This is a genomic window from Siphonobacter sp. BAB-5385 (assembly GCF_002261125.1).
GTDB lineage: Bacteria > Bacteroidota > Bacteroidia > Cytophagales > Spirosomataceae > Siphonobacter.
Window position 1 is genome coordinate 80255 of the sequence record NZ_NMPS01000031.1, and the last position, 16069, is coordinate 96323.

Consider the following 16069-nt stretch of genomic DNA (forward strand, 5'->3'; position numbering starts at 1 on the left):
GTATTGAAGGTTAGAGATAAAGTCTTTCTGTATGTATAAAGATCAATCGATTGGCAGGATTGATAAATTTTGAAGCTGTTCCATTCAAATAAAGCTGAGTTAGTAACTAGCTTCAGGATTTACTTTTTCCTTAACCTTTCCAACGTTCGTTAATCCATTCGGGTCTTATTCGTAAAACCTAATGGCTATGAACTATCTACTTGTTTTTGTATCACTGCTCGTTTTAGTTAGCTGTAAAAAAACACCTTCTTCTCCCAGGCCAGTGGATTGCGATGCTTCGCAAGCATATGTGACTTCCGTGGAAGAAGGGTCCCGTCGGTTACTAGGAACCTGGCGACTAAAGACCGTTAAAGGTGGGTTTGTAAAGCACGATACAATACCCAACCAAGTAGTTCATTTCTTTGCTAACTACACGTGCCAGGTTACTGCTCAAGGCCGTACTTCTCCCCGAATGCCTTATGAAATTTCTCTAGCGGATCGCCCCCTTCAATTGTCGGTTATGGATAGTGTCGAAACTTCGTACTTGCGACAATTGGGAAAATCCAGGATGTACATCTGTGAGGAGGAACTTATCCTGGACTACGGACGGGAAGTAGATGCCCAAGCTTATATCTACACCCGACAACCCTAACGCTGCACCATTCTGAGATTTTGATCCTTCCGAACGTACTCTGGAAAAATCTTTCTGTTTAATTCTCGCGGGCTTTAAAAAGGCCTGACAAATTGTCTTTCGAGATTTTCAAGTGTTCCACGCCCTAAAAACGAGCTAGCGTCGACTGATTTTACATTTGTTAGACGTCCATTCAAGAAATGTAAAACAACCAAGTAGAAGCTTAGTTATCAATACTTTAGAAAAATTCAGTACTAAATCTGATGGATGGTTGAGAATCGTGTAGAACGAGACTGATCTGAAAGGAATAGTGAATACTGAAATCTCGTGAAAGATCGCAAGGTTCATCCGCTTAATTAACCCGTCCTTTTTCCTCCTGGGTAGCATCACTATAGGAACGATTACGGGTTTGTTTGCCAAAACGATACGCAAAGGCCAGACCTATCCGACGTGTGTCGGTTCGACTGGTCCGAAACTCCGTAGCCCCTTGCAGACTGCCGGTTTGTTCACGCTGTACCCAGCTTCGAAGCCAGTCTTCCACCATCAGATTGATGCTTGCTTTATTGGACCAAAGTGACTTTTGAATTCCAGCGTTGATTCGATACAGGGATTGACTCCTGCGTTGACCATTGATACTGGGACCCGTATAACTGATGGTGCATTCCGCTCGCCAGGTTTTACCCAGTTTCAATTGATTCGTTACGTTGATACGACCCGTTAGCAACTGGGCATCGAGGGCTTGTCCGTAGAGTTCAGTCGGTAAAATAGTCAGATGCACGAACCCGCCAGACGCCATGAATGTCCAAATGGGAAAGGGATTATAGGAGGCGTAAGCTGAAAGCGAAAGGAGTTTGCCGTTGGCAATGTTTCCGGGACGTGTAATGAAAATATCTCCCACGGCCTGAGTTGTTTGAAAAATGATATTACGAAACTGGTTATACTGAAAACTCAGACCCCAAATGGTATTGTGTTGATACTTAAGCTCGAATTGCTGGGGATAGGCCGGTAAAAGCTGGGGATTTCCTGAGGTATACGTATAGTTATCGAGATAAAATAGGAAGGGATTTAACTGCTGGTAATTCGGTCGGTTGATCCGGCGACTGGCACTCAGCGTTAGTGATCGCGTACCCGCACTATCGAGTTTATAACTCAGAAAGATACTGGGAAACACATTGGTGTATTGTCGGGAAAAACTGGATTCGGGTACTTCCGGATTTTCCCGCTGCTCACCCTTTAGCCCCGTTTGTTCGAGCCGCAGCCCCGCCTGGGCCTGCCAGCGTTTGCCATTTTTGCGAGCATTAATATATACCGAACGAATCGATTCCTGATAGATGAAATGATTGGACTGTCGGTAATTAGGGATGAACTCGTTGTCTACGCGTTGATAGTACCGGGAATCAAGATCGTTGGTTACGTGACTCCATTTTAAACCCGCTTCGAGCTTACCACCGCTAGCGAATGGACGGGTAAAGTCCGTTTTAGCCGTACTGATCAGTAGTGAGGAAGGAAGATCATACCTAAATCGCTGGTCAGTTACTAACACTTCATGGGGATCATAACTTTGATTTTGCAGGAATTGCGTGCTTTGATTACCGTACGACCAGTGTGTAAGGTCTACGGTCCATTCCTGCCCTTTGCGGTCAAATTCCCGCTGTAAATGGAGGGAGAGGCCGCGATTGTTTCGTTGCGAATGAGCATCAATCGAGCCACGTCCGGTAGAATCCAGCTCTGGGGCAAAACGCTTACTCAGGTAGGATAACCCTTCCCGTTTGGGGGCGTGCGTATAATCCAGCTCCAGACTGAGCGAAGTTTTTTTCGTAAACGCGTACTCGATTTCCAGTTTACCCGTCAGACTATGACCGCTGAGCCAGGAGCGATTCATCAGATTGACAAAAGCCTCCGACTGACCGGATGCCTCGGTAAAGGTTCGGTCCACTTGTTCACGGGTTTGATTGCCATCCTTACTATGAGAAAATAGCCCGGACAGTCGTAATTTTTGCTGGGTATACTGAAGCGATACACTTTGGTTCGTTCGACTTTTCCAACCCTGACTGTAATTGGCATTCAGGCTACCATTCAGGCCCTGCAAGCGTTCTTTCTTGCGTTTGATATTCAGCAAAGCACTACCGGCAGCATCGTATTTAGTGGATGGATTCGTCATCAGTTCCAGTCGGTCAAGGGACGAAGCGGGTAACGACCGCAGATAATCGGCCAGATCGCGACCGGACAAATACGTCGGCTTCCCATCCATGAGTACGGTGACACTGCTCATGCCATTTAAGCGAATCGTGCCATCCGTGTCCACCGTGATTCCCGGTACCTTTTCAAGCGTTTCCAGCACGTGACTGGTTGCACTACTCAGCAGATTTTCGACATTCACAATCGTTTTATCCAGATCGTGCTCAATCAACGGACGTTTACCCGTAATCTTTACTTCCTTTAAGTCCGTATTCTTTGAAGGCTGAAGCTTAATGACCGAAAGATTCCAGGGGCTGCGATTCAGGAAAAAGGATGGGCTGGTGTAGCTTTCGTATCCCAAAGCGGTCACCTGTACCTGATAAGTTTCCTTCGCCAGCCGATGTAACTCAAAATGTCCGGTACTATCGGCAACTACCCCTTGCAGTACTTTTGTATGTTTCAAAAGTAGAATCGTTGCTCCGGGAATGGGGCGAGCCTGTTCATTCTGAATCCTGCCCTGTAAGGTATAGGTGGAATCCTGAGCCCAGACGAACAGTGGCAAAAAGACGAGTACGGTCAGTAAGCGTTTCATAACAGACGAGCGAATTGTTTCGTCGGCGAAAGTGCAGTGACTCGATCGGTAGCCCTAATGATCCGGATGGAGGGCATAAGGAGACGGACAGAATGAGCATTTCAGGGGTTAAACCCATTCGTCCGCTTTTAAACAGTATTGGTAAGGAAAGGCAGCCTGTTCAACCGGAAAGTTTTCAAGCCTATGGTCGATCCCGTAGTTTTCGGCAAAACTTAAGTATAATGAAAGCAACAAGCTCTATAAACCTTTTTCAGACGAGTCGGATTCTGCATCTGTTGATCGCGGCGGCGGTCGTTTTCGTCGTCTATTTCCTGTTAGAACCGTATTTCGAACGGGTCCTGGCGGGTAAGCACGAAGACCAGGTTGCGTTGCTGGCGGGCGTGTACTTTGTGGGGGGGATCTACCTCGGTCGGACCTTTTCACAGCTTTTGACGGTTAACCAAACCCGCATTCCCAATCGACAATTAATCATTCTGCTTATTCTAATTCTCTTTTGCTGTATTGCTTTATTACTTATTAATACCTTACCCTCTTTCTTGAATCTCGTTATCTTCATCACGCCCTTTACGGCTTTAAGTATTCTGGTGGGTATGTTTGTCAAGCACATCCGTACCGCCATCACTTTACAGTTGAAGGATGCTCAGGTATCGGCGGAACAAAGTCAGAGTGAGTTGCAATTGTTACAGTCCCAGTTAAGTCCACACTTCTTATTCAATACGCTTAACAATCTATACGGATTGTCATTGACCGATCACGAGAAAGTCCCGCCCCTGCTGTTAAAACTTTCGGATCTTTTACGCTATTCTGTCTACGAAACCAAAGTCCTATGGGTGCCCTTGGTCGATGAACTTTCGTACCTGGATAACTACATTGCTTTTGAAAAGATCAGGTTAGGAGATCGGCTCAATTTACGGGTACAGTGGGAAAGCATTCATGATCCTAGCGTGCAAATTGCCCCGATGTTGTTGATTGTGTTTGTTGAAAATGCCTTCAAACATTCTAAAAACACGGTTGAATCGAAGATTACCATTGAAATTGAACTGAAACGCTGGGCCGATTCCATTTTGTTTTCCGTTCGAAATTCGTACGAGAAACTAGAAGCTCAGACGCTCAATAAAAACAGTGGCCTGGGTCTGGAGAATGCCCGGAAACGGTTAGAGCTTTTGTATCCCGGCGAACATACCTTAACGATCAACGCCCAGCCGACGTTTTATCAGGTTCTTTTACAGTTAAAGAAGAAGTAACATGGTGCCCTGCCTGATTGTGGATGACGAGCCGATTGCCCGGCAAATCATCGAGACGTATTGTAGTCATTTACCCCAGCTTCGGGTCATGGCCAGTTGCGGTAATGCTCTGGAAGCCAAGGCGATCCTGCAACAGCAAGCCGTATCGATTCTGTTTCTCGACATCAACATGCCCGTGCTGGATGGCATTGCCTTTCTGAAAACGCTTCGCCAGCCCCCGCAGGTTATTTTCACCACAGCCTACAAAGAATACGCCGTAGACGCCTTCGATCTGGCTGCTTGCGATTACTTATTGAAACCCTTTTCCTTGGAACGTTTCATCGTAGCCGTTGACAAGGCTCTGGCCGCTTTACGGCCTACGCCCGTAGCTCTGCCTGACAAGTCGGAAAGCTTTGTCTTTCTTAAATCCGAAGGTCGTATCTATAAACTCCTACACGAAGAAATCCTCTTTGCCGAGGCCAGTGGAAATAATACGAAGATCGTTACACCAAAGCAGATGATTCTACCAGCGATGACGTTTACGCGGGTGGAAGAACTTTTGCCGGGTACGGTATTTCTGCGGGTACATCGTTCCTTTTTAGTCAACAAGTCCAAGATCTCGCATATTGAAGGAAATCGCATTTTCCTGGATGGCTACGAGATTCCGATTGGAGCCAATTACCGCGAGCAGTTTCTTCGGGAGGTGGGCTTAGCTTAAGGTTGCGGTACACCTAGCACTTTCTGTAACAAATCCGTGGAGGTATGAAACAGCGTAACGTCAGGGTGCGAAGCTAGTACATCCGCCCGGGTATACCCCCAGGCGACGCCTCCAAACGCCGTAGCTACCTGACGGGCTGCTTCCAGATCCCGAAGTTCATCCCCGATGCAGATGGTTTCGTGGGCTAGAACGCCGTTTCGCTTCATGGCTTTGGTAAACTTTCTCCGCTTCCCAAACAGGGAAGCCCCGCATCCGTAATAGGAAATGAGCGAAGCACAGGCTGGCCCCAGTACGCGGCGTATATTGGCTTCACTATTGGAACTGACGATGGCTAACCGAACGCCCTGTTCGGCAAGTTGGTGTAACACAACCGGAATGCCTTCAAACAACTGAATTTGATCAATATCTCGGGCCATGAGGCGGATAAACGAGCGGGCAATCAGCGGCATTTTCCAGGCGGGTAGCTTGGCTCGTTTCATCATTTGTCGGGCATCCATACCCCGTAAGTGATCCACGTCTTCGGGTTGAATGACGGGAAACTTATAGGTAAGAGCCAGCGTATTTACCGTACGCAGGAAGTACGGAAAGGAATCGGCCAGGGTACCGTCAAAATCAAAAATGACCAGTTTATAAGGCATGGGGGCGGTGGTTTCAGGTGATTACAAAGATAGTAGCGTTACCGATGGTAATCCTGCTAGTAATGAATGAATCAGCTAATCTGCCGGATGTATTGAGGTTACGTTGTACTAAATGGAGCTTTTTGTAAACGGTTCGGCTTCACGTACACATATCCTCCGGTAACGTCAATGATCCAATTGAATCGTTTCAGCACATCACCGCCCAATACACTGATTTTCTGTCGGCCGATCGCTCCCTCAAAAAAACTGACCGGAACCTGCTGGAGCTTAGCCTTTCCCAGCAAAAAAGCCGACAGACTGGATTTCTTGGTCTTTAAACGATTGCCGTACGAATCCTTTAACTCCTGGCCACTGATAACGGGCAAATGTTGAATCTGAGCGTGCTGAGCCACCCATGCATCATCCAGTAACAAGCTACCCGCATACCCCGAATGCATGAGAAAAGAATGACGCAGCGTGTCCGTTCCGATAACCAGCCCTCCCTCCAGATAAAGCATATCCTGCTGAACCTTCAGCGGAAGTTTCTCGTATCCCCGCATGGCCTTGGGAAGATGCTGATGAATGACAAGGACTTTCTCGTCAAAATTGATCTCAACCACCCGGCCCGCGAAAAAATCAAGGCCAAATTTTCCATCGGTACCAGGCCCCGAATATTTGTTTTCCCAAATGGAAACCTGTTCATAGGTAAGATCGCCCAGTTGCAAGGTATTGTTTGGACTATACCGGGAGGCATTTCCCTCACCACCCCAGCTTTTGACCGTATCGGTTCGGGCAAATTGCAGACTTCGCACGTTTCGCGTAGCGTCTTCCGTAAGCGTGAGTCCACCCGATGCCGTGTGGAACATGAGCTGTAAGGTATCGATCCGATTGATGAGAACCCGTACCGAGATGTTATTGGCGGGAGTCAGTTGAAAGGGGATGCGGACGGGTTTCTCCTGACCCCAGGATTTTAAGCAAACTACGAAAAGAAAACTGAGCAGGCTGAATGATTTCATGCAGAAGGGAGCGATACGTACGGGAATTGAAAGTACGGAAAATAGATCAACTAGCCATAAAAAAGACCAGCCTTGTGCAGACTGGTCTTTTTTTATGCGTAATACAAGTATTTACAAAGACGCCTTCGTGAGTTGAATGGAATTTTTCCCTTGGGGCGTAGCCACTTCACTAGCGATCAGAAGTTGGTTGTTGCCCACCATCAAACCACTCGGATTCATGGTACTGGCGGTTTCATTGAGCCATTTTGTATCAGAAACGGCAGTGCCTTTAACTGTCCGGTACGCAATGCTTTTACCGGCACCATCCTGTTTGTTCTGGTCCCAGAGTAAAACCCCGCCGTCTTTCGAACCCACCAGGGCGGCATTTTTAGCCGATGGATCCGTAATAACGAGCAGTTTTTTGCCTTCGGTCGTTACCAGACGAAGACCGGGTTCGTTCTTACCCGCCGAAAACCACGATACTAGTCCGCTTTTACCCGAACGTACGGAAACGGCACCTGAATGCGGGCAACCGTTGATCTGCCAGTTATCATCGTGCAGAATCTCGGATTGCGAAAACGTTTTGCCATTGTCTTTGGAAACCAGTCGGGCAATGTCACGAATGTTGTCACGGTTATCGCGATAGTATACGTTAAGCTTGCCATCGGTATCAGTCAGCAAACTAATGGGGCAGCAATCGCAGGGTGTAGGGTCCAGCAATTGTTCGGGTTCAAAGCGATCTCCTTTCGATACAACCAGGCGTAAATCACGCTCTTCGTGTTTGGTACTGCCGACCACATCTTTCAGATAAGCAACGGCTACTTCACCATTGGCCATGACCGTAGCGTCGAAAAAGCCCCGCAGAGCAGGTACGTCTACATCCTGGTACACGGGCTGGGGCGTAGACCAGCTTTTGCCAGCATTTTTGGAAAACGTATACACGACCTGCATGGCTTTCCGATCACCCATGTTGGGACGACCTCCGCCACCGGTTGGCCGGGTACCATGACCTTCATGGCCACCCCCTTGTGGAGCAGCGGCCGGGGTGGTAGTTGCCACCATCGGTTTAGCCGTCATTTTGGGATTATAGGTGAAAACGGCCACCCAGGTTCCGTCTCCTTTGAAAATGAGTTTGGGCCGCATCAGCTGACCTGTTCCAATGCCGGGTGCTGAAAAGATCAGTTGTTTGTCGGAAAAATGCTGACCCTGATCGGTAGACGTTGCAAAGTAGTAACCCACTACACTTTGGTTATCCTTCTCGGTCCAGGATAAAATTACATCCCCTTTGGGCGTTTTAGTCAGGAGTGGAAGACCGTATACTTTAGTCGTATCACTAAACAATGGATGGGCCGCGAAGGCTCCCAGGCTCAAGCACCAAAGCAGGAGAAAATACGTAAGACGTACCATAATCGGATAAAGTTTAGATATGATCAAGGCCAGCTATAGTTGTTGGGAAGGTGCTGGGAATGTAGGAACAAACATAACGATTAAGAACTAGTCTAAATAGCAATTAGCTCAAAATACAATTAAATGAGACTCAATCGATAATAAATGAGATGTAAAAGAAAGGAGAGGTGAATGGTTAGTAGGTATGGAATAGCTATGAGTGGGATAAACGTTGAGCTAATGAAGAGTAGAAATCCAAAGAAGATTAAATTTAATTAAATTATTATAACGTAAAAAAAACGTTATAATAATTTAAAATTTCCATTATTGTCTCTGCCCACCAGGACAGCCCTTAATACGCTACTAAACAATAAGGTAAACCTAGAACTCTAGTTCGTCCAGTGGAAACTACAAAAGGAGCTTTGGGCTCGACCCATTGCCTAAGGTTGGGTTTTACCTTACCCCTAACAGCAGCGGAGATTGGAACCAGTTCCTAATCATTGGTAACTTTTCTCGAACGAGAAGGCCTGCCCTACCCATGGGGTAAGCCAAGCCCGTTCTCTAATCACATAAACCAGCACTATCCCTGAAATACCGCTACTAAGGCTTCCAAAGCTCCCGGAGCGTGCAGCATTTCAGTAGATTCGAGAGTAGCTTTAGCCACTTGCGAGGCCCGGGATCGCATCTGCTGTTCATAGGCTGCAATGGCTTCCAGCATAGTCGTATAAGTGGGATTCGTCAAGCACTGGCTCAATTCAAGAGCATCCGCCATGGCCATATTCACGCCTTCCCCGGCGTAAGGGGGCATCAGGTGAGCCGCGTCACCCAGCAGAGTCAGGTTAGCTTGTGCTTCCCAGGTTTGGTCTAAGGGCATGCAGTACTGCGGGCGAGGGATAAAGGGCGTTTCGGCTTGGGTAAACAGTTCAGACCAGTGATCATCCCACGCCGCAAATTCCGATTGGAACCAGGCCAGTACCTGCTCTTTTTGGGTGAAGTCAATCCTTGACGTCCGTGCCCAGTCTTCTTCCGTTCTGAATCCTGCGTAGAAAGACATACTACCATCCCCTTTCGAACTCACAATCAGTGACTGACTGTTTCCTAAAGCAAAGATCTTGCCTCCTTTTAACAGCTTATAAATGGATGGACTGGCTGTTTCGGCATTCGGAACGGCTCCTTCCAATACCGTAATCCCACTATAAAAGGGTTTGATTTCCGTTAAAAACGTTCGAATGCGGGAACGAGCTCCGTCGGCTCCAATCACTAGATCGGCTTGTACGGAAGTGCCGTTTTGAAAAGTCAGTTCCCATCCTTCCTGTTTCGGTCGCATCGTTATCAATTGACGATCCCAAACCACCGTACCCGGCTGTAATGAATCCAGCAACAGGTTTCGTAAGGGCCCACGGTCAATTTCCGGACGGTCGTCCTGATACGAATCCTGTACATGATCATCCCAGTAGATCGTACCCTTCGCATCTACGACTCGTAACTTACCGGCATCGGGTCGGTAATTCACCAAGAAAGCTTCCATTAATCCTGCCTGGCGGAGGGCTTCCAGACCCGACTCTTCGTGTAAATCCAGGGTGGCTCCCTGAACGCGGGCCTTTTCATTCACATCCCGTTCGTATACCTTTACCTCGGCTCCTTGTAGTTGTAACAAACGGGCGAGGGTCAGGCCCCCCGGTCCTCCGCCGACGATGGCGATTGTTTTACCTTGTATAGTCATGGCTTTTTGCGTTTAAGTACGCAGCAAACCTAGACAGCAGGGAGGGTTGAAAATTGTATAAATCGGTCCTCGACATTTTTGCTTAACTCTTTGGGTACGACACCGGCAAACTTTTTCACTTCCCGAATGAAATGAGCCTGATCGGTGAAGTTCTCTTCCGGAAAGAGTTTTCCCTGACGAAGGTGCTCAAACGAAGCCCGAAAACGCAGAATGGTACTGTAGGTTTTCAAAGGCAAGCCAAACCACTGGGTAAAATAACGGTTGATCTGCCGACGATTCCACGTTACCCGCCGGGCCAGTTCTTCTACGGATAGATCGCCTCGGGACTCGTATAATAATTCAAACAACTGCCGCTTTCGGGTATCGGGATTGGGGTGAATACGACGTTCGATGAACTCACTAACGCGGGAACAAAAGGCTGTAAAATCCAGGAGATCCTCTGGCTGGATTTCCCAAAATCCTGCCGGTAAGGAGCGACCTGTATTCAGCAGGGTAGCTACGCTTTCGCCCAATACATATTCCACAGCCAATAGGTTTAAACTCACCGCAAACATCCGCGTACCCGGTGAAAGGTCCCCCTTGCCGGGTTCCGTATCCAGTCCGCGTAACATCGCCTGTATCGTCCCTGTCGAAGTCTTTGAAAAGAGAATATCCACGCGTCCGTCGGGCACCACGATGACGGGCAGCTTCTGTTCGGATGACTGTTCGAGCATCCAGAAACCCTCCACAAAGGTCGAAAGGGGGCCATCTGGCTTTCGTAATTGATAAGTTAGACCGTGGGTTGACATAGCGGCACCAGTGTAAGCAAATGATTACCCAAAGGTAGTGCGTACCCGTAAAGACAATACGCGGAACAAGCCTTTATCTATAACGAAAAACCAGATTTTAAATACTATATCCTTCTTCTTTGCATACCTGTAGCCTTAACGATGTATACAACGACCCATTAAAATTGAATTTGTCAAAAAGGCCGAGTAACAAGCCGATCCCGTATTTTTGGGCATGAATCAGTCCCAACTCGATGCCCTTCGCGAAGCTCTTCAGGTTTCGCCGCAGAATGTACCCCTTTGGCGAATGCTGGCCGATGCTTATTACCAGCTCGCTCGGTATGAAGAAGCTCTCGAAGCCTATAAAGCGGCCCTACAACTCAGTGCTGACCTGGATTTAAAATTCAAACTGGCCGAATGTTACCTGCAACTAGCCAGTTTCTCAACGGCTCACGTCATTGCCGAAGAATTACTGGATACGGCTCCCTCCCCTCAGGTTCTGTTTCTGCTCGCTCGTATTGCCCTGGCGTCTGGTGATCTACAGATGGCCAATGCGTACTACAAGCAGGCCACCGCTCAGGATCATACCTTAACGCAGGCAGAATTTGAAGAGCAACTCAATAAGGCCATTCGGGATTCGGGTTTGGGTCAAACCAGTAGTTTTGACGAGGTGATTGACCGCCTCGAAGCGGAAGGTTCAGGGCTTATCGAAAAGCCCCGCGTCACCTTCGCCGAAGTCGGAGGACTTTCGGCCGTCAAGGAGGAAATTGCTCTAAAAGTGATTCACCCACTTAATAACCCGGAAATTTATAAAGCCTTCGGCAAGAAAATTGGCGGCGGTATCCTGCTGTACGGCCCTCCCGGTTGTGGGAAAACGCTGTTGGCCCGGGCTACGGCCGGTGAAATCAAAGCGAATTTTATTTCAGTAGGCATCAATGAAGTGCTGGATATGTGGATGGGTAACTCCGAAAAAAACCTGCACGATCTCTTCCAGCAGGCCCGGATGCATACGCCCTGCGTTCTGTTTTTCGACGAAATTGATGCCCTGGGTGCCAGCCGGACCGATTTACGCAAAGCGGCGGGCCGTACCCTCATCAACCAATTTCTGGATGAACTCGATGGGGTGAAGTACAGCAACGAAGGTATCCTGATTCTGGGAGCTACCAATACGCCCTGGTACCTGGATACCGCCTTCCGCCGCCCGGGTCGTTTTGATCGTATTGTGTTTGTGAGTCCGCCCGACGTAGCGGCCCGGGTAGAAATTCTGCGAATCCTGCTGGCTGATAAACCGCTCGAAGGAATCGATTACCAGTCCATTGCCAAACAGTCCGACGGCTATTCGGGGGCAGATTTACGGGCTCTGGTTGATCTCGCCATTGAGCAGAAATTACCCGAATCACTTCGGCAAGGTCGGGTACTACCCCTAACGATGGCTGACTTCAAGGAAGCTCTTCGCAGGCATCGCCCTACGACCAAAGAATGGTTTGCAACGGCTAAAAATTACGCTTTGTATTCCAATGAAAGTGGTCTGTACGATGATATTTTGACTTATCTGAAGCTAAAGTAGCATGTATAAAGATGCTTCAGCCGAAGTAAATGGCCTGCTTATCAAAGCCCAACTTTTACAGGATCGAAAATTGTGGAGGGATGCTCTTGGCATTTATCGGCAATTGCTTCACCAGCAAGTGCAAACTGCTGAAGTATGGGAAGGCTTAATGCAGACGTATCTAGCCATGGAAGATTTCGAGAACGCCTGGGACACGTCTCTGCGTTGGGAAAAAACCTTGCCTTTCAATAGCCGCGTGTATTTCTTGCGTAGTATGTTACTGGCTAGCCAAGGAGAGTACGGGCAGGCCCGGGAATCCATTCATCAAGCCCTGACATTACAAACCGATCAGCCGGATTACTATTGCCTGTACGCGGAGCTTTTACTAACCAGTAAATCGTACAAAGAAAGCTGGGATGTAAGCCGTCAGGGCTTAGCCATCGATGCTGAGCATGTTGGGTGTCTGAAAATACAGATTGCGGCACTTTCACTACTGGAATATGATTATTCATCGGAAGCTTTTCATCTGTTAACCCTTACGCCCGAAGATCCGATGACGCACGCCATTGTAGGCTGGGTACATTTGTACGCTCATCGGATCAAGGAAGCTCAATATCATTTTAAAACGTCGCTGAGAATTGACCCGATGGTCAAGAGCCCCAGAGACGGCCTACTGGAGTCCATTAAGGCTAATAGTGTCGTATATCGATTTTTGATGGATTGCAGGGATGGCAATGTAAATGACGATGTGGCCCGAGGCTTACGTTTAGGCTGGATAATCGTATGTTGCGTAGTATTCATCATCTGGGTACCCAAGCATGTACCTAGAGAGTGGCAGTGGCTAAGCAGTCTAAACCGGGTCTTCGCCTTCCTCTTTGCCATTCCCGTAGCCCTAGTCAGTTTACTGTTTCTAAATCTATTTCTGAAACCGCTATCCAACGCAGCCTTACTTTTACATCCTTTCGGAAAAATGTGTCTGGAGAAACGTGAGAAAAGAGCGGCTCTATTTTCCGTAGGATTCTGTCTTGTTCTGATCGCCTACTTTTTGTATTAACTGTACATAAACCATTCTTTCGTTTGGAATCAAATGCCCTTGATAAAGCCCGTTTGCTGATGAATCTCAACCGCACCGCGGAAGCGATTCAGGAATTACGGCAGTGGCTGTTGCAACAACCCGAAGATTTAGAAGCCCTGGTTCTGCTCGTACAGGCTTACATCAATACGCACGAGTATCCAAAGGCACTGGAAACGGCCGAAGAACTCCTGAGCCAGGCACCCGACTATTCCATTGCTCACTATTTCCACGGCGTAACTTTACTCCTTGTCAAACGATATACTGACGCCGAACAGGCTTTGCTGGAAGCCGTTGAGCTGGATCCCTGGGATGCGGACTATTTCAATATGCTCGGCACGCTACATAACCTGCAGAAGCATTGGGAAAAAGCGTTGTTTTACGCTGACCAGGGCCTGGCCATTGACCCCGAACACGTGCAGTGTCTGAACACGCGTACCGAAGCCCTAACCAAATTGGGACGACTGGACGAAATGCAAAGTACCATTGAAGAAACCCTGGCTGCCGACCCACATAACGCCTACACGCAGGCCACCGTCGGCTGGAGTAAACTGGAACGGGGGAATATTTCGGAGGCCCGGCAGCATTTTGCCGAAGCCTTACGGATGAAGCCGACGTATGAGTTTGCTCAGGAGGGTATGAAAGAAGCCGTAAAAGCCAAAAATCCTCTGTACCGGGCTTATCTCAACTATTCCTTCTGGATGAGCCGTCACCAGTCGAGCATGCAGTGGTCGATCATTTTGGGTGTACTACTGGGGCAGAATCTGGTTCGCCAGTACGCTGAACGTTTTCCTGTTTTGAATGTACTACTGGTCCTCATCATCGGCTTTCTGTATTTTACCTGGGTCATGATGCCGGTTGGTTACCTGATTCTACAGCTGGATTCGTACGGAAGAATGGCTCTGGAAAAAAATCAAAAGCGGCTGGCCTGGATTACGGGTATCGCTCTTTGCGTAGGGGTCCTATCGTTAGCCGTTCATTATTGGCTGGATTACGGTCCTTTGTTTCTGTTAGGTATGTACGGACTGCTGGTTATTATTCCGCTATCCCGATTGCTTGATCACCCCAAACGTATTCCAACCTGGCTTAAAGTCGTAAGTTGGTTGATTATTGGCTTGGGAGCGTTAGCGGTTCTGGTTGGATTTGTCTACCTCGGCCTGGGTCTTCTCCTGGGTTATCTGGCCTTTTTCGGAGTATTAATTTACAGTTGGTTGTACAACTTTGCCTCGATGCGAGGAGCTTAAAGTACCAATTTCTTGAGTACTTGAAAAGAATAAAACCCGAGCTGAGGCATCTCAACTCGGGTTTTTTATAGGCAATCTCTTCTACTGACTGGAGTTCTTAGAGGATTCTATCTTTTTATACCGTTTGCCGGGAAGCCATTTCCTTACGAATCACCGGGGCCACTTCCGTACCGAATAATTCAATGGCTCTGAGTATTTTCTTGTGCGGAACCAAATGCCCGCCGATGAGTTGAGCCAGGTACCGCGTTTGCTGGAACAACTCGTAGAAGTACATGATTTTATCAATGATCTGTTGGGGGCTGCCCACCATCAAGGGGCCACTTTTCTGCATAAATTCGACATAATCCCGGCCAATGGGTGACCAGCCCGCTCCCGTCCTACCCGGTTCATGATGAGTTCATAAGGTGGGAAAAAGTCGTCGATGGCCTGTTGAGGCGTATCGGCGGCGTAAAAATGAGAGTTGATGGCCAGTGGGAGTTTACTTACATCGTGACCCGCCTGAGCGGCCGCCTGCCGAAAGAGCTTGACGAAAGGTACAAAACGATCAGGCGTTCCCCCAATAATGGCTACCGTCATGGGTATATTCAGTGAGCCAGCCCGAGCCGCCGAAGCCGGCGTACCACCAACGGCTAACCATATAGGCAAAGCCTCCTGTAAAGGTCTTGGATACACACCCAAGTTCTGAATGGCTGCTCGAAACTGTCCCTCCCAGCTAACCTTCTCGCTCTGATTAATGGCTAGCAGCAATTCCAGTTTTTCCGTAAACAAGCCATCGTAATCATTGAGGTCGTACCCAAACAAGGGGAAAGATTCAATAAACGACCCCCGCCCCGCCATGATCTCGGCCCGTCCATTTGAGACTAAATCCAGCGTCGCAAAATTCTGAAAGACCCGTACCGGATCGGCGGAACTTAATACGGTTACCGAACTGGAAAGTTTGATGTTTTTCGTCAGAGCCGCCGCCGCTGAAAGGATGACCTCCGGTGCCGACACCACAAAATCAGGCCGGTGGTGCTCACCCAGGGCAAAGACGTCCAGACCGACTTCATCGGCGAGTTTAATTTCTTCGAGCAACTGCTGTACTCGTTCGTGGGCATTGCGTGCTCCACCCGAAACGTGATCGGGATGGATTTCACCAAACTGGAAATACCAAGTTCCATGCGTTAAAGCTAGATAGGATTCGACTTGTTGTCTTAATGGAAATTTCCAGCAAATGATTCATTTGTCAATTCTTTCCCAAAAGGAGCTTTCATTTTAAGCCTTTTTCGTCAAAATAAAACCTTTTTATACTTACGTTTCACTTAAGCACATCATACCAAATCCAAATTCGATACTTATCGAAGAATACAAGTACTACTACACCAGGATTCAAGTATTACTATAGTTTATCAATGGGAT

Annotated in this window: 14 protein-coding genes; 6 read left to right on the plus strand and 8 right to left on the minus strand. The window is 48.0% G+C overall.

Annotated features, from left to right (window positions below):
* Window positions 1-187 precede the first annotated feature (187 nt).
* Window positions 188-631 (plus strand): hypothetical protein, encoded by a 444-nt coding sequence (locus BWI93_RS02275; RefSeq protein WP_141217324.1) that lies wholly within the window; start codon window positions 188-190, stop codon window positions 629-631.
* A 331-nt stretch (window positions 632-962) separates the two neighbouring features.
* Here BWI93_RS02275 and BWI93_RS02280 read toward each other — a convergent pair whose 3' ends face one another.
* Entirely contained in the window at window positions 963-3380 is a 2418-nt protein-coding gene (locus BWI93_RS02280; protein ID WP_094808547.1) for a TonB-dependent receptor, read from the minus strand.
* 221 nt (window positions 3381-3601) lie between these two features.
* On the opposite strand from BWI93_RS02280, the gene BWI93_RS02285 reads away from it, so the two are divergent.
* Both BWI93_RS02285 and BWI93_RS02290 read left to right on the plus strand, forming a co-directional pair.
* Window positions 3602-4624, plus strand: coding sequence for a sensor histidine kinase (locus BWI93_RS02285; RefSeq protein ID WP_176454102.1), 1023 nt, complete (start codon window positions 3602-3604; stop codon window positions 4622-4624).
* A 1-nt stretch (window position 4625) separates the two neighbouring features.
* Window positions 4626-5321 (plus strand): LytTR family DNA-binding domain-containing protein, encoded by a 696-nt coding sequence (locus tag BWI93_RS02290; protein ID WP_094808549.1) that lies wholly within the window; start codon window positions 4626-4628, stop codon window positions 5319-5321.
* Here the strand turns inward: BWI93_RS02290 and BWI93_RS02295 are convergent.
* From BWI93_RS02295 to BWI93_RS02315, 5 genes are all read right to left on the minus strand, one after another.
* Window positions 5318-5959, minus strand: coding sequence for an HAD hydrolase-like protein (locus BWI93_RS02295; protein ID WP_094808550.1), 642 nt, complete (start codon window positions 5957-5959; stop codon window positions 5318-5320). The two genes, BWI93_RS02290 and BWI93_RS02295, sit on opposite strands and share 4 nt — an antisense overlap.
* A gap of 98 nt (window positions 5960-6057) precedes the next feature.
* The gene (locus BWI93_RS02300; RefSeq protein ID WP_094808551.1) at window positions 6058-6954 is read right to left on the minus strand and encodes a hypothetical protein; all 897 of its coding nucleotides are present in this window, start codon (window positions 6952-6954) and stop codon (window positions 6058-6060) included.
* A gap of 111 nt (window positions 6955-7065) precedes the next feature.
* Window positions 7066-8340 (minus strand): sialidase family protein, encoded by a 1275-nt coding sequence (locus tag BWI93_RS02305; protein WP_094808552.1) that lies wholly within the window; start codon window positions 8338-8340, stop codon window positions 7066-7068.
* Between the two features lie 559 nt (window positions 8341-8899).
* On the minus strand, window positions 8900-10042 hold the full coding sequence (locus tag BWI93_RS02310; protein WP_094808553.1) for an NAD(P)/FAD-dependent oxidoreductase: 1143 nt from the start codon (window positions 10040-10042) through the stop codon (window positions 8900-8902).
* A gap of 29 nt (window positions 10043-10071) precedes the next feature.
* Complete coding sequence (locus BWI93_RS02315) at window positions 10072-10830, minus strand: AraC family transcriptional regulator (RefSeq protein WP_094808554.1); 759 nt, start codon at window positions 10828-10830, stop codon at window positions 10072-10074.
* Between the two features lie 214 nt (window positions 10831-11044).
* Here BWI93_RS02315 and BWI93_RS02320 point away from each other — a divergent pair, with 214 nt between their 5' ends.
* Genes BWI93_RS02320 through BWI93_RS02330 form a run of 3 tightly spaced genes read left to right on the plus strand, consistent with a single transcriptional unit; the run spans window position 11045 to window position 14671 of the window.
* Entirely contained in the window at window positions 11045-12376 is a 1332-nt protein-coding gene (locus tag BWI93_RS02320) for an AAA family ATPase (RefSeq protein ID WP_094808555.1), read from the plus strand.
* Window position 12377: 1 nt separating this feature from the next.
* The gene (locus BWI93_RS02325; RefSeq protein WP_094808556.1) at window positions 12378-13409 is read left to right on the plus strand and encodes a lipopolysaccharide assembly protein LapB; all 1032 of its coding nucleotides are present in this window, start codon (window positions 12378-12380) and stop codon (window positions 13407-13409) included.
* Between the two features lie 23 nt (window positions 13410-13432).
* Complete coding sequence (locus tag BWI93_RS02330) at window positions 13433-14671, plus strand: lipopolysaccharide assembly protein LapB (RefSeq protein ID WP_094808557.1); 1239 nt, start codon at window positions 13433-13435, stop codon at window positions 14669-14671.
* Window positions 14672-14786: 115 nt separating this feature from the next.
* On the opposite strand, the gene BWI93_RS29340 is transcribed toward BWI93_RS02330, so the two are convergent.
* Window positions 14787-15002, minus strand: coding sequence for a hypothetical protein (locus BWI93_RS29340; RefSeq protein WP_369679081.1), 216 nt, complete (start codon window positions 15000-15002; stop codon window positions 14787-14789).
* Window positions 14981-15889: an LLM class flavin-dependent oxidoreductase gene (locus BWI93_RS02335; RefSeq protein ID WP_369679082.1), complete on the minus strand. Its 909-nt coding sequence runs from the start codon at window positions 15887-15889 to the stop codon at window positions 14981-14983. The genes BWI93_RS29340 and BWI93_RS02335 overlap by 22 nt, the downstream gene beginning before the upstream one ends.
* Window positions 15890-16069 lie beyond the last annotated feature (180 nt).

Coding starts and splice junctions, on each gene's coding strand:
- BWI93_RS02285 (WP_176454102.1), top strand. CDS start 3,602: ATGAAAGCAACAAGCTCTATAAACCTTTTTCAGACGAGTCGGATTCTG.
- BWI93_RS02325 (WP_094808556.1), top strand. CDS start 12,378: ATGTATAAAGATGCTTCAGCCGAAGTAAATGGCCTGCTTATCAAAGCC.
- BWI93_RS02275 (WP_141217324.1), top strand. CDS start 188: ATGAACTATCTACTTGTTTTTGTATCACTGCTCGTTTTAGTTAGCTGT.
- BWI93_RS02290 (WP_094808549.1), top strand. CDS start 4,626: ATGGTGCCCTGCCTGATTGTGGATGACGAGCCGATTGCCCGGCAAATC.
- BWI93_RS02315 (WP_094808554.1), bottom strand. CDS start 10,830: ATGTCAACCCACGGTCTAACTTATCAATTACGAAAGCCAGATGGCCCC.
- BWI93_RS02310 (WP_094808553.1), bottom strand. CDS start 10,042: ATGACTATACAAGGTAAAACAATCGCCATCGTCGGCGGAGGACCGGGG.
- BWI93_RS02305 (WP_094808552.1), bottom strand. CDS start 8,340: ATGGTACGTCTTACGTATTTTCTCCTGCTTTGGTGCTTGAGCCTGGGA.
- BWI93_RS02280 (WP_094808547.1), bottom strand. CDS start 3,380: ATGAAACGCTTACTGACCGTACTCGTCTTTTTGCCACTGTTCGTCTGG.
- BWI93_RS02295 (WP_094808550.1), bottom strand. CDS start 5,959: ATGCCTTATAAACTGGTCATTTTTGATTTTGACGGTACCCTGGCCGAT.
- BWI93_RS29340 (WP_369679081.1), bottom strand. CDS start 15,002: ATGCAGAAAAGTGGCCCCTTGATGGTGGGCAGCCCCCAACAGATCATT.
- BWI93_RS02320 (WP_094808555.1), top strand. CDS start 11,045: ATGAATCAGTCCCAACTCGATGCCCTTCGCGAAGCTCTTCAGGTTTCG.
- BWI93_RS02300 (WP_094808551.1), bottom strand. CDS start 6,954: ATGAAATCATTCAGCCTGCTCAGTTTTCTTTTCGTAGTTTGCTTAAAA.